This window comes from Rhodanobacter sp. UC4451_H18 (assembly GCF_052978225.1).
The window spans coordinates 1679657-1703283 of record NZ_CM129663.1; the positions used below are offsets into that span (position 1 = coordinate 1679657).

The following is a 23627-nucleotide window of genomic DNA, read 5'->3' on the forward strand; positions in this document are numbered from 1 at the left end:
TCCGGGCACCGCATCGGCATACACCCGATCGGTCACCCTGAAACTTGTCGGGCGCTTCGTTTATAATACCGGACTGGTCGCCAGCGCGCCCCCCGAGGGCGCGATCCGGACACCGGCAGCAGGGGTTGGGGTGCATCGAGGTTTTCGACCCTGGCGGCTGCGGCGGTTTCGCGATTCCGGCGTGACGGTAAGGCAACAAGGCGGTCCAAGCCCGCCCACTGACAGGAGTACGTGCGTGAGCGGTCCCCTTAGCAAATCCGACCAGGGCTTCCTGCGTCAGTTCTCGCTGACCATCGGCGCGCTGATGGTTCTTACCGTGATCCTTGTGTTGTCCGCGCTGGCGATCAACAACAGCGAGCCCAAGGAAACCAATCCGAACCACCCGGCCACGGTCGCCGCACGGCTCGCCCCCGCCGGCGCCGTCTATGCCGGCGACACCGGCCGTGCCGCCATGCAGGCCGCCGCCGACCAGGCCGCCAAGGCCGCCGCCTCCCAGGTGGCCTACGGCGGCACCACCGACGGCAAGGAAATCTACGACCACCTGTGCACCAGTTGCCATACGGCCGGCATCGCCGGCGCGCCGAAGCTCGGCGACAAGGCCATGTGGGGTCCACGCATCAAGCAGGGCATCGACGTGCTGGTCAAGCACGCGATCGAGGGCTACCACGGCCCCGACGGCAATTTCATGCCGCCCAAGGGCGGCAATCCCGCGCTCACCGACGAGCAGGTCACCGCCGCCGTGCACTGGATCGTCGATCAGGCGAAGTAGTCGCCTGATCCAAAAAGCTTTCTCCAAACGCCGCCCATGGGCGGCGTTTTCGTTTGCCCCCTCTCCCTCCGGCGACCCACGGGAGTCCCCTTGCGGGTGAGAGGGTTGGGGTGAGGGTTCACGGCCCCGTGCCGCTCCAATCAAACAAAAGCAAACGCCGCCCCTTGGGCGGCGTTTTCGTTGGCCCTTTCCCCCTCCGGGGGAAGGTTGGGAAGGGGAAGCCACGACCCTGGGCGCAGCTTCCCGATCAGGCAACGGTAAAATCAACAGCACCCCCATCCGCCTTCGGCACCCTCCCCGCTTCGCGAAGGAAGGCAGCCCGGGTCCGCCCCGGCGGCAGGTTCTTCACCCCTGCCCCTCGATCCACTCCCGCACAAACCCCCGCAACTCCGGAAAAAACACTTCGAACCGCCGCTGCAACTCCTCCTCCCGCGCCACCAGCACCGGCAAGGCAGTATCCAGCGGATTGGCGCGGGTGAGCCGCTCGCCGATCCCGGCCAGTGCACGCCCCAGCACCGCTCGATCGGCGTAGCCGCCAGGCAAGTCGTTGGCTTCCATGTAACTGCGGAACCGCCGCAACGCAGGCGTCAGCAAGGCATCGCGCCGCCGCAGCAGTCCACGCAGGCCGAGCGAGTAGTCCTCCAGCGGCTGTGCGCTCCAGCGTGGAAATTCCCGGGCCAGCAAGTGATCGAACCACATGTCCAGCAGGATGCCGGCGTAGCGGCGATACGGCGGTGGCAGCTGCGCCTTGGCGGCCAGCACGGCGGGGTGGGCGTCGGTGTAGCCGTCGATGGCGCGGTGCAGGCGGATGCCGCGGATCACCCGTGGCGGGAACTGCGCCGGATCGGGCTGGCCGCGCACGAAGTCGCCGAGCAGGCCGCCCAGTTGCAGCGCCTCGTCATCGCCGGCCAGCAGCGCATGCGCCAGATGGTTCATTGCCGCGGGCGGCAGCGCGGCGTCGCGGTTATCATCGTGGGCATGAAACCCGCCTCGTTCCCTGCCGACCCTGCCGGCTTTCCGGATGTCGCCGCCAGTTTCGTGCTGACCGGCCCGGTCGGCAAGCTGGAAACCGTCACCGACATCGCCGAGCCTGACGGCGCGCGCCGAGGCGTGGCGGTGATCTGCCACCCGCTGACCAGCGAAGGCGGCAGCATGCACAACAAGGTGGTGACCATGGTCGAACGCGCGCTGCGCGAGTCGGGGCTGGATACCGTACGCTTCAACTTCCGCGGGGCGGGCAGTTCCGAGGGAAGTTTCGACAAGGGCCGCGGCGAGCGCGACGATCTCGCCGCCGTGGTCGCCTGGGTGCGTCGCGTGCGACCCGACGATGCGCTGTGGCTGGCCGGTTTCTCGTTCGGCAGCGGCGTGAGCATCGCCCAGGCGGCGCCGCTGCACGTCGATGCGCTGATCAGCATCGCGCCGCCGGCGGGCCGTTACGGGCTCGATGCGATCACGCCGCCGACCTGCCCCTGGCTGGTCGTGCAGGGCGAGGCCGACGAGGTGGTCGAACCGCAGGCGGTGTTCGACTGGCTCGACAGCCTGGAACACCCGCCCGAACTGGTGCGCATGCCCGATACCAGCCACTTCTTCCATCGCCGGCTGATGGATCTGCGCGGCGCGATCAAGCACGCCGTGCGCGACTGGCTGCCGCCGACACGCCAGGCCTGACCCCCTCCATGACCGAAACGTTTTTGCTCGCGCCCAGCGCGCGTTATGCCGAAGGCGTGGCCGCCCATCGCTGGGAGTCCGACCCCGCCCAGCTGGCGCTGCTGGCCGAGTTCGACCGCATGCATGCGGCACTGTGCGCGGAACCTGCCGGCGAAGGCGGCCTGTTCGGCCGGCTGAAATCGCTGCTGGGCAACGAGCCGCCGCGCGGCGTTCCCGGACTGTACCTGTGGGGCAACGTGGGTCGCGGCAAGACGTTCCTGATGGACCTGTTCGCCGCCAGCCTGCCGCACGGCGTGGTGCTGCGGCGGCATTTCCACCGCTTCATGGGCGAGGTGCACGACAGCCTGCGCGCACTGGGCGAGCGGCAGAGCCCGCTGGTGGAGGTCGCTGCCGGCATTGCCGGACGCTGCCGCGTGCTGTGCCTGGACGAGTTCCTGGTCAACGACATCGGCGACGCGATGATCCTGGCCAACCTGCTCGACGCATTGTTCGAGCGCGGGGTGAGCCTGGTCACCACCTCAAATACCGCGCCGGCGAACCTGTACAAGGACGGCCTGCAGCGCGCCCGATTCCTGCCCGCGATCGCGCTGATCGAGCAGCACTGCCACGTGGTCGAGATGGTTTCCGCGCATGACTGGCGCCTGCGCGCGCTGACCCAGGCGCCGGTCTACCTCACCCCGCCGGGCGCCGAGTCGCATCGGGCACTGGAGCGCATCTTCGCCAGCCAGGCCAGTGGCGCGATCGAACTCGACGGCATGCTGCGCATCAACGGCCGCGACATCCCGTTCCACAAGCGCGCCGAGACCATCCTGTGGTTCCAGTTCGCCGCGCTGTGCGAGGGCCCGCGCGCCGTGGCCGACTACATCGCGCTGGCCAAGGCCGGCCCGGCGGTGATCGTCGCCAACGTGCCGCAGTTCACCATCTACAGCGAGGACGCGGCGAAACGCTTCGTGCAACTGGTCGACGAGTTCTACGACCGGCGCGTGAAGCTGGTGCTTTCCGCCGCCGCGCCGATCACCGAGCTCTACGACGGCGAGCGCCTGCGCGCCGAATTCGGCCGCACCGAATCGCGCCTGATCGAGATGCAGAGCGAGGAATACCTCGCGCTGGAGCATCGGCCCGAATGAGCCGGCGGCGCCTGCGCGGCGCAGAGGCCGGCCATCACGTAGGCACCAGCCTGTCCAGGCGCTAGCATCGAGCGACCCCCGCCATGGAGACAGCCATGCATCGCACCGCCTTCGCCCTGGCGCTTGCCGCCCTGGTCGCCTCGCCGCTGCGCGCCGCCGACACCCTCCAGACGCCGACCCGTCAGGTCGAGGCCCTGGTGCAGCAGGAGCTGCCGCAGGTCACCGCGTGGCGGCGCGATATCCACCAGCACCCGGAACTGAGCAACCGCGAGGTGCGCACCTCGGCGCTCGTGGCCAGGGAGTTGAAGAAGCTGGGATTGGAAGTGCATGCGGGGATCGCCCACACCGGCGTGGTCGCGCTGCTGAAGGGCGATTTGCCCGGGCCGCGCCTGGCGCTGCGCGCGGACATGGATGCGCTGCCGGTGACCGAAGAGGTCGACCTGCCCTTCGCCTCGAAGGCGAAGGGCGAGTACCGCGGCAAGGAGACCGGCGTGATGCACGCCTGCGGCCATGACGCGCACACGGCGATGCTGCTGGGCATCGCGCAGGCGCTTGCCGGCATGAAAAGGCAACTGCACGGCTCGGTGCTGTTCGTGTTCCAGCCGGCGGAGGAAGGCGCGCCGGCCGGCGAGGAAGGTGGCGCCGAGCTGATGTTGAAGGAAGGCATGTTCCGCGACTACAAGCCGGATGCGATGTTCGGCATGCACGTGGTCAGCTCGCTCAACGTGGGCACCGTCTCGGTGCGGCCGGGGCCGACCATGGCCGGCTCGGACTGGTTCAAGCTGGTCGTGCACGGGCGCCAGACCCACGGTGCCATGCCGTGGAACGGAATCGATCCGATCGTCACCGCAGCGGAGATCATCAGCGCGTCGCAGACCATCGTCAGCCGCCAGCTCGACATCAGCAAGCTTCCGGCGGTGCTCAGTTTCGGCATCGTCGATGGCGGGGCGCGCTACAACATCGTGCCCGACCAGGTGGAGTTGCAAGGCACGCTGCGCACCTTCGACCCCGCCATGCGGAAGCAGGCGCTGGACGGCCTCAAGCGCATCGCCGAAAACGTCGCCGCCGCGCATGGCGCCACGGTGGACGAGCAGATTCCCCTGCTCAGCAACCCGGTGCTGGTGAATGACGACAAGCTGGCCGCAGGCGTGCGCGCCAGCCTGGTGCGCATCAACGGCTCAGCGCAGGTGCGCGAGGCGAAACCGTGGATGGCGTCGGAGGATTTCGCGCTGTTCGCCGAGGCGGTCCCCAGCGTGTATTTCTTCGTCGGCGCCACGCCGAAAGGCCAGGATGCCGCGACCGCGCCGGCCAACCATTCGCCGAAGTTCTTCCTTGACGAGGGCGCCCTGAAGGTCGGCATGCAGTCGATGCTGCAGGCAAGCCTGGACTATCTGGGAGCCGCGGGGCCGTGAAGCGCCGGGCCGCCCCGGATCACTCGACGTGCGCGGCCGCCGCCGCAGGATGCGCGCGCAGGAAGCGCCGATGGTGCACCAGCACGCCGCTGTAATAGGCGATGTAGTAACCGACCAGCAGGCCGATCACCAGCATGGTCAACGGGCTGGACGCGTAGCCCATCGGCTGCATCGAGGTGCCCGCGTCTGCCGCCGCCTGCGCGTGCTGCAGCTGCGGCCATACCACCATCAACCGCCAGCCCAGGCGCCCGAGCAGCAATACGGTGAGCAGGGCGCCGATCCACGCATTGGGCACGTAGCAGTCGCCCTTGACCGGATCGACCTCGAAGCGGGTCAGCCACAGGCCGAACAGACCGATCGCGGCGCCGATCAGCACCCCGCCGAGCAACCCTTCGGCCAACGCCAGATGATGGAAACCGCTCAGCGCCAGCAGGCCACCGATGACCGCGAAGATCACGATGCGGGCGATCATCCGCTTGCGCCGGATCGGCTGGCGACCGAACTGCCGGCTGACCCGCCGCCACACGATCCAGGCCAGCAGCGGCAGCATGATCAGGTAACTGGTCAGATGGGCGGGCATGGCGTGGTCCGGTGGATGAGGGACTGGGGCTGGGGGCCGGGGTTCGGAAAGGCACCCGCACCGGCTGCCGGCGATTTTGCTCCTGGCGAAGCCCGAATCCCGGCTACTTCGCCTTGCCCTGGTTGGCCACCGCGGCCATCTTCGCCGCGATCGCCTCGGCATCGCCCAGGTAGTAATGGCGCAACGGCTTCAGTTCGTCGTCGAATTCGTACACCAGCGGCACGCCGTTGGGGATGTTGAGCTCGACGATCGCCTCGTCGGAGATGCCGTCCAGATATTTCACCAGCGCGCGCAGCGAGTTGCCGTGCGCGGCGACCAGCACGCGCTGGCCCGCCTTGATCGCCGGCGCCAGCACCTGGTGCCAGTACGGCAGCACGCGCGCCACGGTGTCCTTCAGGCACTCGGTATCGGGGATGTCCTTCGGGTCGAGCTTCGCGTAACGCGGATCGTGCACCGACTCGTTCGCGGCGCGCTCCAGCGGCGGCGGCGGCACGTCGTAGCTGCGCCGCCAGATCTTCACCTGCTCCTCGCCGTACTTCGCCGCGGTCTCGGCCTTGTTCAGGCCGGTGAGGCCGCCGTAGTGACGCTCGTTGAGGCGCCAGTCGGTGACCACCGGCAGCCACATCAGGCCCATCTCGTCCTGCACGCCCCACAGCGTGCGCACGGCCCGCTTGAGCACCGAGGTGTGCGCCACGTCGAAGCTGTAGCCGCCTTCGGTCAGCAGGCGGCCCGCTTCGCGCGCCTCCGCCCTGCCCTGCTCGGTGAGGTCGACGTCGGCCCAGCCGCTGAAGCGGTTGTCGAGGTTCCACTGCGATTGGCCGTGGCGGATCAGGACGAGCTTGTGCATGGGTGCGCTCAGCAAACGGGATGAACCGCGAATGGTGCAGTGCGGCCCCGGCAGCGTCAAATCCGCACCCTGCCACAGGTCATGGCAAACCTTTGCCGCGGCGGCGGCATCCTAGAGACTCCCACCGACCACGGAGCCTGCCATGCACCGCATCTCGACCATTCTTCTCCTGTGCACGTTCGCCTTGCTGCCTGCCCTGGCAGTGGCCCGCGACGGCGACATCGACAAGGTCAACGGCGCGGTACGCGTCGAGGCGGGCCAACAGGCCGGCGACGTCAGCTCGGTCAACGGCGCGGTCCATGTCGGCGATGGCGCCACCGTGCGCAAGGCCGGCACGGTCAACGGCGCGGTGGAGCTCGGCGACCGCGCCCAGGCCACCGCGGTGGACACCGTCAACGGCTCGATCACGCTGGGCGAAGCCAGCAAGGTCAGTGGTGACGTCAGCGCGGTCAACGGCAGCATCCGCCTGGCGCGCGGCGCCGAGGTCGGCGGCAAGCTGGGCAACGTCAACGGCGCCATCGTGCTGGATGCCGCCCACGTCGCCGGCGGTCTGGCCACGGTGAGCGGCGACATCACCGTGGGCGAAAACTCGCGCGTCGAAGGCGGCATCCTGATCGACAAGCCGCACGGCTGGTTCAACTTCAACGGTCGCAAGCCGGTGGTGGTCATCGGCCCCCACGCCGTGGTGCAGGGCACGCTGGAGTTCCGCCGCGAGGTGGAACTGAAAGTCAGCGACAGCGCGCAGATCGGCCCGGTGAAGGGTGCCACGGTGGAGAAGTTCAGCGGGGCCACGCCGTAAGAGCGGAAGTGAGTGGAGAAGAGTGAGAAAGGGAGAAAAGCCGGCGCTCGACTGCACTCTCTCGCTTCTCACTCCTCTCCACTCACTCCTTGGCTCTCAAAGCCAGTCGCGCGGCTTGAGGTAGTCGGCGAGCTTCGCCTCGGCGGAGCCGGCTTCCGGCTGGTACGCATACTCGAAGCGCACGCGCGGCGGCAGGCTCATCAGGATCGATTCGGTGCGGCCGCCGGATTGCAGGCCGAACAAGGTGCCGCGGTCGTAGACCAGGTTGAACTCCACGTAGCGACCGCGCCGGTACAGCTGGAACTCGCGCTCGCGCTCGCCGTACGGCGTGGCCTTGCGCCGTTCGACGATCGGCAGATAGGCATCGAGGAAACCCTGGCCGACGTCGCGGGTGAACGCGAAGCAGCGCTCGAAGCCGCCCTCGTTCATGTCGTCGTAGAACAGCCCGCCCACGCCGCGCGTTTCGTCGCGGTGCTTCAGGTAGAAGTACTCGTCGCACCATTGCTTGTAGCGCGGATACACGTCCGAGCCATACGGTTCGCACAGGTCGCGCGCCACGGTGTGCCAGTGGCGCACGTCCTCGTCCACCGGGTAGAACGGGGTGAGGTCGAAGCCGCCGCCGAACCACCACACCGGCTCCACGCCTTCCTTGCTGGCCTCGAAGTAGCGCACGTTGGCATGCGTGGTCGGCACGTGCGGGTTCTTCGGATGCAGCACCAGCGACACGCCGGTGGCGATGAAGCTGCCGCCGGCCAGCTCGGGCCGGTGCGCGGTCGCGCTGGGTGGCAGCTGATGCCCGTGCACGCGCGAGAAATTCACCCCGGCCTGCTCGAACACCGCGCCATCGCGCAGCACGCGGGTGCGCCCGCCACCGCCCGCCGCGCGGGTCCACGCATCCTCGACGAAGCGTGCGCCGCCGTCGGCCTGCTCGATCGCCGCGCAGATGCGGTCCTGCAGTTCGCGCAGGAAGGTTTCGGCAAGGTCGGCTTGTGCACTCATCGTCTGGCCCGAAAGATTCGATGGCGCCAAGCTTAGCAAGCAGCCGTGCGCGACCGGCTGCGGTGCAGCGCCGCGCCGGCCTGATCCGGCACAATTCAACTGATGCGTGCGGCCATGCGCGCGTGCCCGATCAACCGCGCCCAGCGCATGCCGATGTCGATCCACATCAGGTAGCGCGCTTCCAGCACGAGCCGGCCGAGGTAGCGCGCATGCCGCGGCAGCGTCGGTTCCGCCGCCACGGCAATGCTGTCGAAGCCGAGCCGCTGCGCCAGCAGCAGACAGCGCGCAAGGTGGTAGCGGCTGGTCACCAGCGCCACCGGCGGCAGGTGGCCTCGTTCCAGCAGCAGCCGGCGCGCATGGCGCAGGTTCTCCAGCGAGTCGATCGAATCCTGTTCGAGCTCCACGCGCACGTCGCCGGTCAGCTCGTGCTGGCGCAACCAGGCCTCGCCGGCAGCGGCCTCGCTCAGCTCGCTGCCGCTGCAACCGCCGAGCAGCAGCAGATGATCGGTCTGTTGCTGCCGTGCCAGGACCAGCGCGCGCTGCAGGCGCTGCCGGTAATCATGGCCGGGCGCGTCATGTTCCAGCCGGCGGCCGAACACCAGCACGGTCATCCGTCGCGGCGGCGACAGCGGGCTGCGCGTGGCGATGCGCCATACATGGACCAGATAGCCGAGCCAGACCAGGCCGGCACTGAGCACCACGACCAGCCCGGTGACCACTGCCGCATGCAGCACGTCGGCGTCGCGCAGGTATTTCGAGGGTTTTCGCGGGGCGGACACGCCAAGGCATCGTCGGTGCGGGAGACGCGACAGCTTAACGGTGTACGACGTTCGCGGCATCTTCATGCCGTGCTGGCCACGATCGGACTCCGCCGATGGTCGCAGGCTAGGCAAGCTGCAGGGCGACCGCTAGGCTTTCGCGATGCCTCATGTGATGACACCTCTCGCGGTTACCGCGCACACCGCCACGTCGGCACTCGGCCACGGGCTCGACGCCCAGCTCGACGCGTTGCGCGGCGAGCGCAGCGGCCTGCGTCCGAACGATTTCAGCAGTGCGCCGCTGGCATGCTGGATCGGCCGCGTCGATGGCCTGGAAACCGCCGCGCTGCCCGCCGCGCTCGCATCATGGGATTGCCGCAACAACCGGCTGGCCTGGCTCGGCCTGAACCAGGACGGCTTCCTCGACCGCGTGCGCGCCGCGCGCGCGCGCTACGGCGCCGGCCGCGTCGCCTTGCTGCTGGGCACCTCCACCGCCAGCATCGGCGCCACCGAGGAGGCGTATCGGCGGCTCGACGCCGACGGCGGTTTTCCCGACGACATGCTGCGCCCGGCGATCCACGCGCCGCATTCGCTGGCCGCCTTCGTGGCCGCGGCGCTGGCACTGGAAGGGCCGTGCCTGACCGTCTCCACCGCCTGCTCGTCCAGCGCCAAGGTGTTCGCCAGCGCCGAGCGGATGCTGCGGCTGGGCCTGATCGACGCGGCCGTGGTCGGCGGCGTGGACACCTTGTGCGACAGCGTGCTGTTCGGTTTCAACGCGCTGGAACTGGTCTCGCCCGAGCCGTGCCGGCCGTTCGACGCGGCGCGCAACGGCATCTCGATCGGCGAGGCCGCCGGCTTCGCGCTGCTGGAGCGCATCGACACCGCACCCGATGCGCCGCGCCTGCTGGGCTACGGCGAATCCAGCGACGCGCACCACATGTCCACGCCGCACCCGCAAGGACTCGGTGCGGAGCTGGCACTGAACGACGCGCTGGCGCGCGCCGGGCTCGATCCTGCGCAGGTCGGCTACATCAACCTGCACGGCACCGCCAGCCAGAAGAACGACGAAGTGGAAGCGGCGCTGGTTGCGCGCGCCTTCCCGGCTACCACGCGGGCCAGCTCCACCAAGGGTTTCACCGGCCACACGCTGGGTGCCGCGGGCATCGTCGAGGCGACCATGGCGCTGCAGGCAATCGAACACGACCTGGTGCCCGGCAACCTCGGCGGCGACACGCCCGACCCGGTCTGCGGCGCGCAGTTCGCCTGGCACAACGAGCAGCAGCGCATCGACGTGGCACTCAGCAACTCGTTCGGCTTCGGCGGCAACAATGCCTGCCTGGCCTTCGCTCGCGCGGGGTTCGTCGCATGAGCGACTTGCGCGTCTACATCGAAGGCATCGGCCTGTGGTCGCCGCAGCTGGCCGACTTCGCCGCATTGCGCAGCCTGCTCGCCGGACAGACGCCAGCGCCGCCGCCGGCGCGCCCCACTGCCGCCACGCTGCCGCCGAACGAGCGCCGGCGCGCACCGGCCAGCGTGCTGCTGGCGATCGAGGCGGCCGGACAGGCGGTCGCGATGAGCGGCCGCGACGCCGCCACGCTGGCGTGCGTGTTCGCCTCCTCGCACGGCGACCAGACGATCACCGATTACATGTGTGCCACGCTCGCCCATGCGCCGGCCGAGCTGTCGCCGATCCGCTTCCACAACTCGGTGCACAACGCCGCCGTCGGCTACTGGACCATCGCCACCGGCTGCCACGCGCCGTCCACCGCGATCGCGGCGCAGGCAGCCAGCTTCGGTGCCGGCCTGCTCGAAGCGGCCAGCCAGGTGCTGACCGAGCAACGCGCGGTGCTGCTGGTGTGCAGCGACAGCGCCGGCAGCTGGCCGCTGGCCGAAGTCACCGACTGCGACCAGCCCTTCGCCTGCGCGCTGGTGCTGGCCCCTGCGGCGGGCGCGGCCACGCTGGCCCGGCTCGACCTGCAGCTGGCCCCGCCGCAGCCCGACGATGCCCTGCCCGAGCCACTGGCCGGTTGGTGCCGGGGCAATCCATCGGCCCGCAGCCTCGCCCTGCTCGCCCTGCTGGCCGGTAATGCGGGATCATGCCGGCTGACCGCCGCCCCCGCGCTGGGATTGCAGATCGCCATGGAGAAGGTCGCGTGAATACATCCACCGCACGCTGGTGCGTCCTGATCCCCTGTCTCAACGAGGAGGCGGCGATCCGCGCGGTGATCGAATCCGTGCTCGCGCTGGAGGCGCCGGTGATCGTGATCGACGACGGCTCGGACGATCGCACGCCGGATATCGCTGCCAGCCTGCCGGTAACCCTGCTGCGCCACGAACAACGCTGCGGCAAGGGCGAGGCGCTGCGCCGGGGCTTCCGCGAGGCGCTGCGCCTGGGCTACAACGCGGTACTGACGATGGACGGCGACGGCCAGCACCTGGCCAGCGACATCCCGCGCATCGTCGCCGCCGCCGCGCGCTACCCGCAGCACATCGTGATCGGCGCGCGGCTGCTGGACAAGGCGCAGCAACCGAAGGGCCGTCGCCGCGCCAACGCGGTCGCCGACTGGGGCATCTCGTGGGCCTGCGCCCAACCGGTGGCCGACACCCAGAGCGGCCAGCGCTGGTATCCGCGCGAGGCACTGGAACTGGTCGACCTGGCCGCGGAGAACTTCGTGTTCGAGGCCGCCATCCTGATCGCCGCCTCGCGCGAGAAGAAACTCGGCATCGTCTCGGTGCCGATCGCCTCGCGCTACCACGGCACGTTCCGCCCCAGCCACCTGAAACCGGTGCGCGACGTCACCCGCATCACCACCTACACGATCGGCCGGGTGATCCACTACGGCGACATCATCGCCAGCTATCGCCGCTCGCGCGCGCGTCCGCGAGTGATCGAGGAAGCCGTGCCGGCAGCTTAGAGACACCATGGCCAAGTCCTCGCTGGAACGACGGCCTGGTCAGAACACCTTGGAACTCAGTCCGGCAGCAGCGCCTGGCCGAGCTGGCGCAGGGCATCGGGGTTGAGCAGCTCCAGTTCGCGACCCTCGATACGGATCAGGTTCTGGCTGCGGAAGCGACTCAGCACGCGGCTCACCGTTTCGGCGGCCAGGCGCAGGTAGTTGGCGATGTCGCCGCGCGACATGCTGAGGTGGAAGCGCGTGGCGGAGAAACCGCGCGCGGCATAGCGTCCGGCGAGATCCATCAGGAACGCCGCCATGCGCTCGTCCGCGCTGTGGTCGCCGGCCAGCAGGCTTGCGCTGCCCAGTTCCTTGCTCAGCAGGCGAAACAGGTGCTTCTGCACCGCCGGGATGCGCGAGGCCAGCGCGCTCATCGCGGGGAAGGAGAAACGGCAGAAGAACGAGGTATCCAGCGCCACCGCGTCGCAGGGGAAGTGCTCGGGATAGATCGCGTTGAGGCCGATCACCTCGCCGGGCAGGTAGAAACCCAGCACCTGCTCGCGGCCCTCCTTGTCCACCATGCGGGTTTTCACCGTGCCGCTGCGCACCGCGAAGATCGCACGGAACGGATCGCCGGTGCGGAAGATGTGCTCGCCGGCACGGAACGGCCCGACGTGCTCGACCAGGCATTGCAACTGCGCCAGCTCGGGCTTGTTGTAGCCCGCAGCGATGCAGGCACTGGAGAACGCACAGGTACCGCAGAAGTGCGCCTCGTCGCCGTCGTCGGCAATCGGATTGGGCGGCTCGGGCAGGCGCCCTGCCGGGTGCTTGGAATCCATGATGCGATCGGGTTGCCTGGTCGGAGCTGCGTGGATCAGATCACGCGCGAATAGCGCGCCGCCTGTGCCTTGTCGTCGAGATAGGCGTCAAAGCACATGGCGATGATACGCAACAGCAGACGGCCCCGCGAGGTCACCCGCACCTCGCGCGCGTCGTCTTCCACCAAACCGTCAGCCACCAGCGGCGCGAGGCGTTCGCGCGCGCGCACGAAATATTCGTCGAACAGCAGCCGATGGCGCGCACCGAACTGCTGCTTGTCGACCACCCCGTGGCACATCAGCTCGCCGATCAGCTCGCGCCGGATCAGGTCGTCCTCGTCCAGCTCCAGCCCGCGCGCCACCGGCAGCCGGCCAGCGTCCAGCGCCCCGTAATAGCCCATCAGGTCGCGCGCGTTCTGGCTGTAGCTGTCGCCGATGCGGCCGATCGCGCTGACGCCCAGCCCCACGATGTCGCAGTGGCCGTGGGTCGAATAGCCCTGGAAATTGCGTTGCAGCGTGCCGGCGCGCTGCGCCAGCACCAGTTCGTCGGTGGCCTTGGCGAAATGGTCCATGCCGACATAGACGTAACCCGCCGCCGACAGCTGCGCCACCGCGCGGCCGAACAGGGCCAGCCGCGTGGCGGCGTCGGGCAGGTCGGCTGCGGCGATTTGCCGCTGCGCCTTGAACATCTCCGGCAGGTGCGCGTAGCCGTAGACGGCCACGCGATCCGGGTCGAGCGACACCACCTGCTCCAGCGTGCGGCTGAAGCCCTCGACGGTCTGCAGCGGCAGGCCGTAGATCAGATCCACGCTGGTCGAGCGGAACCACGACTTGCGCGCCGCCTCGAGCACCTCGCGGGTCTGCTCGAAACTCTGGATGCGGTTGACTGCTTCCTGCACCGCCGGGTCGAAATCCTGGATGCCCACCGACATGCGGTTGAAACCCAGCTCGCCCAGGCCGTGCACATAGGCACCGTCGGCGAAGCGCGGGTCGATCTCGATGCCGAATTCGCGATCCGCCGCGCGGCTGAAGCTGAAATGCCGCGCCAGCGATTCCAGCAGTTCGCCCATCTGGCGGATGTCGAGGAAGTTGGGCGTGCCGCCGCCGAAGTGCAGCTGGCGCACCGGACGGTCGCGGTCGAACAACGGCGCGATCAGCTCGATCTCGCGGTACAGCCGCTCGAGGTAGCGATCGGCCTGACTGTGGTCGCGCGTGATGATGCGGTTGCAGCCGCAGTAGAAGCACGGGCTCATGCAGAACGGCACGTGCACGTACAGCGAGAGCGGGCGCGGGATCGGCTCCTCGTTGGACGCCCGGATCACGCCGCGCAGCACGGTTTCGTCGAATTCGGTCTTGAACTGCGGCGCCGTCGGATAGCTGGTGTAACGCGGACCGGCCACGTCGTAACGGGCAATCAGCGCAGGGTCGAAGTCGGGAGGTTCAATGGGAGTGGCCATGGGGACGAGTCTGTCCACCCCCCTGCCCGTCCGCCTTGATCCGGATCAACCCGCCGGAAGTCGCGTCAACCTGCCGCAGCGGGTCGCGTGCCGGGATTCGGGAAAACATCGCGTGGAGGCGCGGCGCAGGGCGGGCACCGCCCGCCGCTTCCCGCCGAACGGCAGGCGCACGGTGTCCGCCCTGCGCGAGCCATTCCCGCGCGCCACGCCTCGCCTGCAGAAGCGGCGTGGTTCAGCGCTTGAGCGGTTCGACCTGCTGCTCGATGGAGCCGAAGATCGAGGCGCCGGCGGCGTCGGTGACGTCGATCTTCAGGCGGTCGCCAAACTTGAGGAACGGCGTGGACGGCTTGCCATCGCGCAGCGTTTCCACGGTGCGCTGCTCGGCCAGGCAGGAGGCGCCCTTGCCGGTGTCCTGGTTGGCGATGGTGCCGGAGCCGACGATGGTGCCGGCGGTGAGCGGACGCGTTTTCGCCACGTGGGCCACCAGCTCGGCGAAGGAGAACTGCATGTCCACGCCGCACTCCGCCTCGCCGAACCAGGCGCCGTTGAGCCAGGTGCGCATCGGCAGGTGCAGCTTGTCACCCTGCCAGGCGTCGCCCAGTTCGTCCGGCGTCACCAGCACCGGCGACAGCGCGGAGCGCGGCTTGGACTGCAGAAAGCCGAAGCCCTTGGCCAGCTCGCCCGGAATCAGTCCGCGCAGGCTGACGTCGTTGACCAGGCCCACCAGCTGGATGTGTCCGGACGCCTGCGTCGGGGTCGCCGCCATCGGCACGTCGTCGGTGACCACGATCACTTCCGCTTCCAGGTCGATGCCGAAATCCTCGCTGGGCACCACCACCGGATCGCGCGGGCCCAGGAAGCCGGCGCTGGTGGCCTGGTACATCAGCGGGTCGGTGTAGAACGAGGCCGGCACCTCGGCGCCGCGCGCCTTGCGCACGCGCTCCACGTGCGGCAGGTAGGCCGAACCGTCGACGAACTCGTAGGCGCGCGGCAGCGGCGAGGCCAGCGCGTGGACGTCCAGCGCAAAGGCGCCAGCGGCATGGCCGGCATTCAACTCCTCGGACAGCGCATTGAGCCGCGGCGCCGCGTTCGACCAGTCGTCCAGCGCCGCCTGCAGCGTCGGCGCGATGGCGTCGGCCTTCACCGCGCGGGAGAGGTCGCGGCTGACCACGATCAGCGTGCCGTCGCGGCCGCCTTCCTTGAGAGATCCGAGTTTCATCGTGTCGCCTTGTATGTGCTTCGTGGATGGATGGCCGTCACGGCGCGAAGTGCTTCGCGATGCCCTGCCAGCAGGCGTAATAGTTCTGCTGCAACTGCGGCGCGTCCAGCGCCTGCTGCGTGGGCCGGATCACCTTGCGCGTCTCGAACATGAAGGCCATGGTGGCGGTGATGACGTCAGGCTTGGACAGGTCGGCAGTCGAAGCCTTCTCGAACGTCGCCGCATCCGGGCCGTGCGCGCTCATGCAGTTGTGCAGCGAGGCGCCGCCGGGCACGAAGCCCTCGGCCTTGGCGTCGTACACGCCGGTGATCAGGCCCATGAACTCGCTGGCCACGTTGCGGTGGAACCACGGCGGCCGGAACGTGTGCTGCGCGACCAGCCAGCGCGGCGGAAAGATCGCGAAATCCACGTTTGCCGTGCCGGCGGTGTCGCTGGGCGAGGTCAGCACGGTGAAGATCGACGGATCGGGATGGTCGACGCTGATCGAGCCGACCGTGTTGAAACGGCGCAGGTCGTACTTGTACGGCGCGTAATTGCCGTGCCAGCCGACCACGTCCAGCGGCGAATGGCCGATCTTCGCCGACCACAACGCGCCCTGGAATTTCGCCACCAGCTCGAACGCGCCCTCGACGTCCTCGTACGCTGCCACCGGGGTGAGGAAGTCGCGCGCGTTGGCCAGGCAATTGGAGCCGATCGGGCCGAGATCCGGCAGCCGCAGCAGCGCACCGAAGTTCTCGCAGACATAGCCGCGCGCCTCGCCGTCGAGCAGGTCGACGCGGAAACGCACGCCGCGCGGAATCACCGCGATCTCCTGCGGCTCCAGCTCGATCACGCCCAGCTCGGTGGCCAGCCGCAGCCGACCCTGTTGCGGCACGATCAGCAGCTCACCGTCGGCGTCGTGGAAGAACCGCCCCTGCATCGAGCGATTGGCCGCATACAGATGGATGCCGATGCCCGCCTGCTCCGCCGGCCCGCCATTGCCGGCCAGGGTGACCAGGCCGTCGACGAAATCCGTCGGCTGCGCCGGCAGCGGCAGCGGATCCCAGCGCAACTGGTTCGGCGTGGCCAGCGCCTCGTCGAAACGATTGTGGAAGGTGGCATGCGCCAGCGGCTGGAACGGCTCGTGCACCGCCGCCGGGCGAATCCGGTACAGCCAGCTGCGCCGGTTGCTATGACGCGGCGCGGTGAACGCGGTGCCCGACAGCTGCTCCGCATACAGTCCGTGCGCCACGCGTTGCGGCGAGTTCTGTCCTTCCGGCAGCGTGCCGGGAATGGCCTCGCTGGCGAACTCGTTGCCGAAACCCGACTGGTAACCCTTGCTGACGCCGATCGCCATGGGAACCGCTCCTCAGAGGAAACCGCGCTTCATCTGGTCGCGCTCGATCGACTCGAACAGCGCCTGGAAATTGCCTTCGCCGAAACCTTCGTTGCCCTTGCGCTGGATGATCTCGAAGAAGATCGGGCCGATGCAGTTCTGGGTGAAGATCTGCAGCAGCAGGCGCTTCTTCGTTTCCTTGTCGGCGTCGATCAGGATCTTGTTCTTCGCCAGCCGCGGCACGTCCTCGCCGTGCCCGGGGATGCGCTCGTCGATCACCTCGAAATAGGTGTCGGGGGTGTCGAGGAATTCCACGCCGGCCGCGCGCATCTTCTCCACCGTGGCGTAGATGTCGTCGGTGAAGCAGGCGATGTGCTGGATGCCTTCGCCGTGGTAGGCGTCGAGGTATTCGTTGATCTGGCTCTTCGGGTCGTTCGACTCGTTCAGCGGGATGCGCACGACGCCGTCCGGCGCGGTCATCGCCTTGGAGACCAGGCCGGTCTTGGCGCCCTTGATGTCGAAGTAGCGGATCTCGCGGAAGTTGAACAGCTTCTCGTAGTAGTCCGACCACTTCTGCATGTTGCCGAAGTACAGGTTGTGGGTGAGATGGTCGATGAAGGTGAGGCCGAACCCGGTCGGGTTCTGCTCCGCCCCCGCGATCGCCACGTAATCGGCGTCGTAGATGCTGCCGACGTTGCCGTAACGGTCGACCAGGTACAGCATGCAGTCGCCGATGCCCTTGATGACCGCCGCGTTGACCGCCTTGCTGGCTTCCTTGTGGCCGACCTGCTCGCCGCCGTTGTCGAGCACCGCCTGCAGCACCTGCGCGCCGGGCTTGCGGAAGCGGATGCCGAAACCGCAGGCGCTGGGGCCGTGGGCCTTGGCGAAATCCGCGGCGAAGGAATCGGGGTCCTCGTTGACCAGGAAGTTCACGCCGTTCTGCCGGTAGACGGTGATTGGCCGCGACTTGTGTTTCAGCACTGCCGCGAAGCCCATCCGCTTGAACAGTTCGTGCAGCTCCCCGGCACGACCGGCGGGCGCGGCGAACTCGACGAATTCGAAGCCGTCGATCCCCATCGGGTTGTCGAAGGTGCTGACCTGCATGCCAAGGTTGGGCTGGGCGTTCATGGCGCTCTCCTGATTGTCGGTGCACGATGGCCGCCCACGAGCGTGCCATCACCACTGGTAATCCTTCGTTATAGTTACAAATGAAACCAATTGCAAGGAACCCGTCCATGTCCCTCCGCCACAAGAGCACGCTGGCCCGCGCCGAGCACGCCCCGTTGCAACTGGAGCACTTCCTGCCCTACCGGCTGTCGATCCTGTCCAACACGATCAGCCAGACGATCGCCGACGACTACCAGAGCCGCCACGATCTCTCGGTGACGGAGTGGCGGGTGATGGCGGTGCTGGCCCGCTTCGAAGGGCTGTCCGCGCGCGAGGTGGCCGAGCGCACGGCGATGGACAAGGTGGCGGTGAGCCGCGCGCTGGCGCGCCTGGTCGCCGCGGGCCGGGTGGATCGCACGGTGCACGACAACGACAAGCGCCGCTCGGTGCTCAAGCTCAGCGCCGCCGGCTGGGCCATCCACGACGACGTCGCCCCGATGGCCCGCGCCCGCGAACGTGAAGTGCTGGCCAAACTCGATGCCGAGGAGCGCCAGTGGCTGGAGCGGATACTGGACAAGCTGCTGGCCTGAAGGCCGGGAATCGGGAATCGGGAATGGGAAGAGCAACAGCGCCGCTCGCCGCGCGAGCTTTGACGATTCCCTGTTCTCTATCCCCGATTCCCGGGCTCACCGCACCCCGTGCATCAACCGGTTCACCAGCGGCGCGATGGCGAGCAGCAGCACGCCGGCGCCGAGCAGCAGCCAGAAGCTGAAGGTGAAGCCGTCGAGTGCGGCGCTGGCGGTGAGGCCGTGGGTGCCGGTGATGCGGCTGGCGAACAGGCCGGACAGGTTGCCTCCCACCGCCAGTGACAGGAACCAGCCGCCCATCGCGAAGCCGACCAGCTTCGGCGGCGCCAGCTTGGTCACCATCGACAGGCCGATCGGCGACAGGCACAGCTCGCCCAGGGTCTGCATCACGTAGCACAGCACCAGCGGCCAGAACGGGATCAGCCCGTCGGTGCCCAGCAGCTGTCCCAGTGCGTACACCAGCACCAGGAAACCCAGCGCGTTGAAGACCAGGCCGAGGCCGAACTTGCGCGGGATCGAGGGCTCGCGCCGGCGCCTGTCCAGCCACGCCCACACCGCCGCCACCAGCGGCGCGAACACGATGATGGCCAGCGGGCTCACCGACTGGAACCAGCCCACCGGGAAGGTCCAGCCGCCGAACAGCCGGCGATCCACCAGGTTCTCGGCGAGGAAATTGAAGGTGGTGCCGAGCTGGTAGTAGAACATCCAGAACAGCACGTTGAAGGCGAAGATGATCAGCATCGCGATCACCCGCCGGGTCTGCACCCGGCCGTGCCGCGCCGCCTCCGTCAGCAGCATCGCCGCCACCACCACGAACAGCGCACCCAGCACCCATTGCAGGCCGCGCGCGCCGATGCCCGAGAGCAGCCAGTACATCACCGGCACCGCGGCGAGCGCGCCGGCCGCCACCCACAGCACGCGCCAGCGGCTTTCCGCGCCGTTCGCAGGCCGGCCCACGCCCTTGAGCTGGCGCCGGCCGAACCAGAACCACAGCAGGCTCAGCAGCATGCCCACGCCGGCGGTGATGAACACCAGCCGGTAATTCTGCTCCAGCGGGGTGGCGGTGAACTGCGCGGCCATCCAGCCGGTAAGCAGCGGCGCAATCAGCGCGCCCGCATTGATGCCCATGTAGAACAGGGTGAAGCCGCGGTCGCGGCGCGGGTCGTCGCGGCCGTAGAGCTGGCCCACCATCGAGGAGATGTTCGGCTTGAACAGGCCGTCGCCGACGATCACCAGCGCCAGCCCGAGCAGCAGCATCACGCGGTCGGGCAGCGCCAGCACGAACAGTCCCGCCGCCATCACCGCCGCACCGAGCAGGATCGTGCGCTGATAGCCGATCAACTTGTCCGCCACCCAGCCGCCGAAGATGCCGGTGCCGTAGATCAGCGCGGTGTACGAACCGAAGATCGCGCTGGCCCACGCCTGGCCCGAACTGTCGCCGTGGTAGAACTCGGCCACGATGTACAACGCCAGCGCCCAGCTCACGCTGTAGAACGCGAAGCGCTCCCAGAACTCGGTCATGAACAGCATCCACAACGGTCGCGGATGCCCGAGCAATGGCGGGAAATCAGGCGTCGGGACGACGTCGACGGTACCGGTCTGGCTCATGCAAGTCCTTCATCGGCATGCGTGAGGCAGCCGCAAGCGCCCAGATGTAACCGGGCGCCCCGCTCCGCGTCAATTGTCGTCGCTGGAAAGTGAAGTCGCCGGAGAGGCGGGGAGTGAATGGAGAGGAGTGAGAGAAAGCCAGCCTCTCACTCCTCACTCCTCATTTCTCACTTCTCGCCTCAACGAACCCCGTGCATCAGCTTGTTGATCAGCGGCGCGAGCAGGAACAGCAGCACGCCGCCGCCGAGCAGGATCCAGAAGCCGGAGGTGTAGCCGGAGAGGGCCGAGTCCACGGTCATGCCGGACTCGCCGCTGACGTGGGCGGCGAACAGGCCGGCCAGGTTGTTGCCGATCGCGGTGGACAGGAACCAGCCGCCCATGCCCAGCCCGACCAGCCGCACCGGCGCCAGCTTGGTCACCATCGACAGGCCGATCGGCGACAGGCACAGCTCGCCCGCGGTCTGCAGCACATAGCACAGCACCAGCGGCCACAGCGGAATCATGCCGTCGCCACCGACCAGGTGGGACAGCGCGTACATCAGCACGGCAAAGCCCAGCGCATTGCCGATCAGGCCCAGGCCGAACTTGCGCGGGATCGACGGCTCGATGCGGCGCTTGTCCAGCCAGCCCCAGGCCAGCGCGACCAGCGGCGCCAGGCAGACGATCGCCACCGGGTTGACCGACTGGAACCAGCCGATCGGGAACATCCAGCCGCCCAGGTCGCGATCGACGATGTGCTGGGCGAGGAAGTTGAACGAGCTGCCGGCCTGCTCGAAGAACATCCAGAACAGCACGTTGAAGGTGAAAATGATCAGCATCGCGATCACCCGCTGGATCTGCACGCGGCCGGTGCGGATCGCCTCGATCACCAGCATCACGCCCACACCGATGAACAACGCGGTGAGCAGCCACTGCAGCACCACCGCCCCGGCGCGATCCATCAGCAGGTAGACCAGCGGGATCGCCACCAGCACGCCGATCGCTACGTACACCACGCGCATCGGGTTGGCCATCTCAGGCGCGGGCCGGCCGACCGGGCCGAGCTGGCGCCGGCCGAACCAGAACCACACCAGGCTGATCAGCATGCCCACGCCGGAGGCGGCGAACACCACGTTGTAGCTGTGATGGCCCGGCGTGCCGAACACCTTGTTGGCCAGGATGCTGGTGAGGATCGGCGCGATCAGCGCGCCGGCATTGATGCCCATGTAGAACAACGTGAAGCCACGGTCGCGGCGCGAGTCGCCGGGGGCGTAGAGCTGGCCGACCATCGAGGAGATGTTGGGCTTGAACAGGCCGTTGCCGACGATGATCGTGGACAGGCCCAGCATGAAGATCTCGTGGCTGGGCAGCATGATCATGAACAGGCCGGCCGCCATCACCACCGCGCCGAGCAGGATCGAGCGCTGGTAGCCGAGGATCTTGTCCGCCACGTAACCGCCAAACACTGCCGTGGCGTAGACCAGCGCCAGGTAGGCACCGTAGGTGCGGCTGGCGTCCGCCTGGCCGGCGTCGTTGCCGCCGTAGAACTGCGCCACGATGTACAGCGTGAGCGCCCAGCGCATGCCGTAGAACGCAAAGCGTTCCCAGAACTCCGACATGAACAGCATCCACAGCGGCCGCGGGTGGCCAAGCAGTTGCGGGTATTCCGGCAGCGGCGCGGTCGTGGAGTTGCTGGTCGTCATGGGGTTTCCGTGAGAGTGATGCGCCGGCTGCGGCCGGCGTGATCGCAAGATATTGCGTCGAAGATGTAACCGGCCCACGGCGCGCCGTCAACCCGCGGCACGCCGGCACACCGTCGCCACCGCCATGCTTCGTCGCGCGACGAAACCTCCCCGCGGCCGCCGACTTACACTGCGGGCATGCGCAAAACCGTCTGGCCCGAACACCTGTTCAAACCCGCCGCCGCACTGGCCGAACCCAGCCGCGCCGCGATGCTCGCGGCCCTGCTGGATGGCGTCGCCCTGCCTGCCGGCGAGCTGGCCCAACTGGCCGGCATCAGTGCCGCCACTGCCAGCGCGCACCTGGCGCGACTGGTCGCCGAGGGCTTCGTCGCGGTCGAGCCGCAGGGCCGCCACCGCTACTACCGGTTGGCCAATGCCGACGTGGCCGCCGCCCTGGAGGCGATGGCCAGCCTGATGCCACGACCGCCACCGCGCCAGCGACCGGGCGATCCGTCGCTGTGGCGTGCGCGGTTGTGCTACCACCATCTGGCCGGCCAGCTCGGCGTGCTGTTGCGCGAATCGCTGCTGCAACGCGGCTGGCTGCAACTCGATGGCGACGGTTGCGACCTCAGCCGGGCAGGACGCGACGCGCTGCAGCGGCTCGACCTGCTGGCCGCCGACAGCCCGGCCACCTTGCGCGGCCGGCTATGCCTGGACTGGACCGAACGCCGCCATCACGTCGGCGGCACGCTGGGACGCGATCTGGCGCACGGCATGATCGATCGGGTCGGCTGGCTGCGCCGGCGGCCGAGCAGCCGCGCACTGACACCTACCCCGCTGGGCGCGGCGGCGCTGGCGCGCGAGTTCGGCATCGACGCCGACGCGCTCGACGCCGTTTCCGGCTGAGCGAGTCGCCGTCGTCAGACGCCGAGTTCGGTGCGCACGTCGAGCAACTCGGGGAAAAACTCCAGGTCCAGTGCCTTCTTCAGGAAACTCACCCCGGACGAGCCGCCGGTGCCGCGGCGATGGCCGATGATGCGCTCCACCGTCTTCATGTGGCGGAAGCGCCAAAGCTGGAAGCTCTCCTCCACGTCCACCAGTTGCTCGCACAGGTGGTACTCCGGCCAGAAATCCGCACGGCCCTCGTAGATGCGCTTGAGTACCGGCAGCAGGCCCGCGTTGCGGCGGTAGGGCTGGGTCCAGTCGCGATCGAGCAGCTCGGCCGGCACCGCATGGCCGCGGCGCGACAGGTAGCGCAGGAACTCGTCGTACAGGCTGGGTGCCTCCAGCACCGCACGCAATCCGGCCTGCGCGACCGGGGCATGCGCGAACACCTTGAGCATCGCGGCATTCTTGTTGCCCAGGGTGAACTCGATCTTGCGGTACTGCAGCGACTGGAAACCCGACGATGGCCCCAGCACGCCGCGGAACTCCAGGTATTCCGACGGAGTGAGCGTCTCCAGCACCGCCCATTGCTCGAACAGTTGGCGCTGCACCTGCTTCACCCGCGCCAGGATCTTCAGGCAGGCATCGACGTCATCGCGCTGCAGGTGCGCCACCGCGGCGGTGAGCTCGTGCAGCATCAGCTTCATCCACAGCTCGGCCACGTGGTGCTGCACGATGAACAGCATCTCGTCGTGATGCGGCGGATTGCTCAGCGGCTGCTGCGCCGACAGCAAGGTGTCCAGCTGCAGGTAGCCGCCGTAGGTGATCTGTCCGTTGAGGTCGGTCTGGATGCCCGCTTCGAGATCGCGCTGGTTGTCGCTCATGGTGTTCCGTCGTGTCATCGGAAACGGGCATGGTAACGGCTGGGGCGACGCATGAACCTTGATCCAGGACAGAGGCGCAGCCCTCCCCGTGCGCGATGCTTTCCGGAACGGAATCCGGGATTCGCGGAAGCATCGCGCACGGAGTGCTCTCCTGCAGGGGTTTCGGGCTCCGCAACCGCCCTTCCATACCGCCACGCATGCTGCACTGTACCTTGCAGTGCAACATGCCAGCC

The 23627-nt window shown here is 68.3% G+C and carries 23 protein-coding genes; 10 read left to right on the top strand and 13 right to left on the bottom strand.

The features are described from left to right. Positions 1-304 precede the first annotated feature (304 nt). Positions 305-769: a c-type cytochrome gene (locus ACVCMG_RS07695; protein ID WP_395121332.1), complete on the top strand. Its 465-nt coding sequence runs from the start codon at positions 305-307 to the stop codon at positions 767-769. A 345-nt stretch (positions 770-1114) separates the two neighbouring features. On the opposite strand, the gene ACVCMG_RS07700 is transcribed toward ACVCMG_RS07695, so the two are convergent. Further along, on the bottom strand, positions 1115-1705 hold the full coding sequence (locus ACVCMG_RS07700; RefSeq protein WP_447115291.1) for an acyl carrier protein phosphodiesterase: 591 nt from the start codon (positions 1703-1705) through the stop codon (positions 1115-1117). Positions 1706-1747: 42 nt separating this feature from the next. On the opposite strand from ACVCMG_RS07700, the gene ACVCMG_RS07705 reads away from it, so the two are divergent. From ACVCMG_RS07705 to ACVCMG_RS07715, 3 genes are all read left to right on the top strand, one after another. Then, positions 1748-2437, top strand: a complete 690-nt coding sequence (locus tag ACVCMG_RS07705) for an alpha/beta hydrolase (RefSeq protein WP_447105536.1) — start codon at positions 1748-1750, stop codon at positions 2435-2437. Positions 2438-2445: 8 nt separating this feature from the next. After that, positions 2446-3564 carry a cell division protein ZapE gene (gene zapE / locus ACVCMG_RS07710; protein ID WP_447115292.1) on the top strand — a complete coding sequence of 373 codons (1119 nt, stop codon included), beginning with the start codon at positions 2446-2448 and terminating at the stop codon, positions 3562-3564. Positions 3565-3659: 95 nt separating this feature from the next. Then, complete coding sequence (locus ACVCMG_RS07715; protein WP_447115293.1) at positions 3660-4976, top strand: amidohydrolase; 1317 nt, start codon at positions 3660-3662, stop codon at positions 4974-4976. Positions 4977-4995: 19 nt separating this feature from the next. On the opposite strand, the gene ACVCMG_RS07720 is transcribed toward ACVCMG_RS07715, so the two are convergent. Together ACVCMG_RS07720 and gpmA are read right to left on the bottom strand one after the other, a co-directional pair. Next, complete coding sequence (locus tag ACVCMG_RS07720; protein ID WP_447115294.1) at positions 4996-5556, bottom strand: DUF1453 domain-containing protein; 561 nt, start codon at positions 5554-5556, stop codon at positions 4996-4998. Between the two features lie 103 nt (positions 5557-5659). Beyond that, positions 5660-6403, bottom strand: a complete 744-nt coding sequence (gene gpmA / locus ACVCMG_RS07725; protein WP_395116283.1) for a 2,3-diphosphoglycerate-dependent phosphoglycerate mutase — start codon at positions 6401-6403, stop codon at positions 5660-5662. A 142-nt stretch (positions 6404-6545) separates the two neighbouring features. On the opposite strand from gpmA, the gene ACVCMG_RS07730 reads away from it, so the two are divergent. Beyond that, entirely contained in the window at positions 6546-7202 is a 657-nt protein-coding gene (locus tag ACVCMG_RS07730; RefSeq protein ID WP_447115295.1) for a hypothetical protein, read from the top strand. A 96-nt stretch (positions 7203-7298) separates the two neighbouring features. On the opposite strand, the gene hemF is transcribed toward ACVCMG_RS07730, so the two are convergent. Both hemF and ACVCMG_RS07740 read right to left on the bottom strand, forming a co-directional pair. Next, the gene (gene hemF, locus ACVCMG_RS07735) at positions 7299-8201 is read right to left on the bottom strand and encodes an oxygen-dependent coproporphyrinogen oxidase (RefSeq protein WP_447105531.1); all 903 of its coding nucleotides are present in this window, start codon (positions 8199-8201) and stop codon (positions 7299-7301) included. A gap of 95 nt (positions 8202-8296) precedes the next feature. Further along, positions 8297-8980 carry a YdcF family protein gene (locus ACVCMG_RS07740; protein ID WP_447115296.1) on the bottom strand — a complete coding sequence of 228 codons (684 nt, stop codon included), beginning with the start codon at positions 8978-8980 and terminating at the stop codon, positions 8297-8299. A gap of 154 nt (positions 8981-9134) precedes the next feature. On the opposite strand from ACVCMG_RS07740, the gene ACVCMG_RS07745 reads away from it, so the two are divergent. The 3 genes from ACVCMG_RS07745 to ACVCMG_RS07755 are packed head-to-tail and all read left to right on the top strand — an operon-like array spanning position 9135 to position 11874. Further along, positions 9135-10328, top strand: a complete 1194-nt coding sequence (locus ACVCMG_RS07745; RefSeq protein WP_447115297.1) for a beta-ketoacyl-[acyl-carrier-protein] synthase family protein — start codon at positions 9135-9137, stop codon at positions 10326-10328. Beyond that, the gene (locus ACVCMG_RS07750) at positions 10325-11116 is read left to right on the top strand and encodes a beta-ketoacyl synthase chain length factor (protein ID WP_447115298.1); all 792 of its coding nucleotides are present in this window, start codon (positions 10325-10327) and stop codon (positions 11114-11116) included. The genes ACVCMG_RS07745 and ACVCMG_RS07750 overlap by 4 nt, the downstream gene beginning before the upstream one ends. Next, a complete protein-coding gene (locus tag ACVCMG_RS07755; RefSeq protein WP_447115299.1) occupies positions 11113-11874 on the top strand; it encodes a glycosyltransferase family 2 protein in 762 nt (253 codons plus the stop codon). Before ACVCMG_RS07750 ends, ACVCMG_RS07755 begins: the two co-directional genes overlap by 4 nt. Positions 11875-11930: 56 nt before the next feature. On the opposite strand, the gene ACVCMG_RS07760 is transcribed toward ACVCMG_RS07755, so the two are convergent. The 5 genes from ACVCMG_RS07760 to hppD form a co-directional block, all read right to left on the bottom strand. After that, positions 11931-12692 (bottom strand): helix-turn-helix domain-containing protein, encoded by a 762-nt coding sequence (locus ACVCMG_RS07760; protein WP_395116269.1) that lies wholly within the window; start codon positions 12690-12692, stop codon positions 11931-11933. A 35-nt stretch (positions 12693-12727) separates the two neighbouring features. Continuing rightward, positions 12728-14128, bottom strand: a complete 1401-nt coding sequence (gene hemN / locus ACVCMG_RS07765; RefSeq protein WP_395116267.1) for an oxygen-independent coproporphyrinogen III oxidase — start codon at positions 14126-14128, stop codon at positions 12728-12730. Between the two features lie 232 nt (positions 14129-14360). Further along, positions 14361-15347, bottom strand: coding sequence for a fumarylacetoacetate hydrolase family protein (locus tag ACVCMG_RS07770; protein ID WP_447097335.1), 987 nt, complete (start codon positions 15345-15347; stop codon positions 14361-14363). A 37-nt stretch (positions 15348-15384) separates the two neighbouring features. Next, entirely contained in the window at positions 15385-16683 is a 1299-nt protein-coding gene (gene hmgA / locus ACVCMG_RS07775) for a homogentisate 1,2-dioxygenase (protein ID WP_447115300.1), read from the bottom strand. Positions 16684-16695: 12 nt separating this feature from the next. Beyond that, the gene (gene hppD, locus ACVCMG_RS07780; RefSeq protein ID WP_447115301.1) at positions 16696-17790 is read right to left on the bottom strand and encodes a 4-hydroxyphenylpyruvate dioxygenase; all 1095 of its coding nucleotides are present in this window, start codon (positions 17788-17790) and stop codon (positions 16696-16698) included. 107 nt (positions 17791-17897) lie between these two features. On the opposite strand from hppD, the gene ACVCMG_RS07785 reads away from it, so the two are divergent. Further along, complete coding sequence (locus ACVCMG_RS07785; protein ID WP_447105523.1) at positions 17898-18359, top strand: MarR family winged helix-turn-helix transcriptional regulator; 462 nt, start codon at positions 17898-17900, stop codon at positions 18357-18359. A 96-nt stretch (positions 18360-18455) separates the two neighbouring features. On the opposite strand, the gene ACVCMG_RS07790 is transcribed toward ACVCMG_RS07785, so the two are convergent. Both ACVCMG_RS07790 and ACVCMG_RS07795 read right to left on the bottom strand, forming a co-directional pair. Then, the gene (locus tag ACVCMG_RS07790; RefSeq protein ID WP_447105522.1) at positions 18456-19964 is read right to left on the bottom strand and encodes a peptide MFS transporter; all 1509 of its coding nucleotides are present in this window, start codon (positions 19962-19964) and stop codon (positions 18456-18458) included. Positions 19965-20143: 179 nt separating this feature from the next. Then, positions 20144-21646: a peptide MFS transporter gene (locus ACVCMG_RS07795; protein ID WP_447115302.1), complete on the bottom strand. Its 1503-nt coding sequence runs from the start codon at positions 21644-21646 to the stop codon at positions 20144-20146. A gap of 177 nt (positions 21647-21823) precedes the next feature. Between ACVCMG_RS07795 and ACVCMG_RS07800 the strand changes: the two genes are divergently transcribed. Beyond that, entirely contained in the window at positions 21824-22531 is a 708-nt protein-coding gene (locus tag ACVCMG_RS07800; RefSeq protein WP_447115303.1) for an ArsR/SmtB family transcription factor, read from the top strand. Between the two features lie 14 nt (positions 22532-22545). On the opposite strand, the gene ACVCMG_RS07805 is transcribed toward ACVCMG_RS07800, so the two are convergent. Then, positions 22546-23394, bottom strand: a complete 849-nt coding sequence (locus tag ACVCMG_RS07805; protein WP_447115304.1) for a tryptophan 2,3-dioxygenase — start codon at positions 23392-23394, stop codon at positions 22546-22548. Positions 23395-23627: the final 233 nt, after the last annotated feature.

Excerpts from the sequence above, each read along its gene's own strand:
- ACVCMG_RS07795 (WP_447115302.1), bottom strand. The coding sequence starts at position 21,646 with ATGACGACCAGCAACTCCACGACCGCGCCGCTGCCGGAATACCCGCAA.
- hppD (WP_447115301.1), bottom strand. The coding sequence starts at position 17,790 with ATGAACGCCCAGCCCAACCTTGGCATGCAGGTCAGCACCTTCGACAAC.
- ACVCMG_RS07760 (WP_395116269.1), bottom strand. The coding sequence starts at position 12,692 with ATGGATTCCAAGCACCCGGCAGGGCGCCTGCCCGAGCCGCCCAATCCG.
- ACVCMG_RS07785 (WP_447105523.1), top strand. The coding sequence starts at position 17,898 with ATGTCCCTCCGCCACAAGAGCACGCTGGCCCGCGCCGAGCACGCCCCG.
- ACVCMG_RS07790 (WP_447105522.1), bottom strand. The coding sequence starts at position 19,964 with ATGAGCCAGACCGGTACCGTCGACGTCGTCCCGACGCCTGATTTCCCG.
- ACVCMG_RS07715 (WP_447115293.1), top strand. The coding sequence starts at position 3,660 with ATGCATCGCACCGCCTTCGCCCTGGCGCTTGCCGCCCTGGTCGCCTCG.
- ACVCMG_RS07705 (WP_447105536.1), top strand. The coding sequence starts at position 1,748 with ATGAAACCCGCCTCGTTCCCTGCCGACCCTGCCGGCTTTCCGGATGTC.
- hmgA (WP_447115300.1), bottom strand. The coding sequence starts at position 16,683 with ATGGCGATCGGCGTCAGCAAGGGTTACCAGTCGGGTTTCGGCAACGAG.
- hemF (WP_447105531.1), bottom strand. The coding sequence starts at position 8,201 with ATGAGTGCACAAGCCGACCTTGCCGAAACCTTCCTGCGCGAACTGCAG.
- ACVCMG_RS07750 (WP_447115298.1), top strand. The coding sequence starts at position 10,325 with ATGAGCGACTTGCGCGTCTACATCGAAGGCATCGGCCTGTGGTCGCCG.
- ACVCMG_RS07730 (WP_447115295.1), top strand. The coding sequence starts at position 6,546 with ATGCACCGCATCTCGACCATTCTTCTCCTGTGCACGTTCGCCTTGCTG.
- hemN (WP_395116267.1), bottom strand. The coding sequence starts at position 14,128 with ATGGCCACTCCCATTGAACCTCCCGACTTCGACCCTGCGCTGATTGCC.
- ACVCMG_RS07770 (WP_447097335.1), bottom strand. The coding sequence starts at position 15,347 with ATGAAACTCGGATCTCTCAAGGAAGGCGGCCGCGACGGCACGCTGATC.
- ACVCMG_RS07695 (WP_395121332.1), top strand. The coding sequence starts at position 305 with ATGGTTCTTACCGTGATCCTTGTGTTGTCCGCGCTGGCGATCAACAAC.
- zapE (WP_447115292.1), top strand. The coding sequence starts at position 2,446 with ATGACCGAAACGTTTTTGCTCGCGCCCAGCGCGCGTTATGCCGAAGGC.
- ACVCMG_RS07720 (WP_447115294.1), bottom strand. The coding sequence starts at position 5,556 with ATGCCCGCCCATCTGACCAGTTACCTGATCATGCTGCCGCTGCTGGCC.
- gpmA (WP_395116283.1), bottom strand. The coding sequence starts at position 6,403 with ATGCACAAGCTCGTCCTGATCCGCCACGGCCAATCGCAGTGGAACCTC.
- ACVCMG_RS07800 (WP_447115303.1), top strand. The coding sequence starts at position 21,824 with ATGCGCAAAACCGTCTGGCCCGAACACCTGTTCAAACCCGCCGCCGCA.
- ACVCMG_RS07745 (WP_447115297.1), top strand. The coding sequence starts at position 9,135 with ATGACACCTCTCGCGGTTACCGCGCACACCGCCACGTCGGCACTCGGC.
- ACVCMG_RS07700 (WP_447115291.1), bottom strand. The coding sequence starts at position 1,705 with ATGAACCATCTGGCGCATGCGCTGCTGGCCGGCGATGACGAGGCGCTG.
- ACVCMG_RS07805 (WP_447115304.1), bottom strand. The coding sequence starts at position 23,394 with ATGAGCGACAACCAGCGCGATCTCGAAGCGGGCATCCAGACCGACCTC.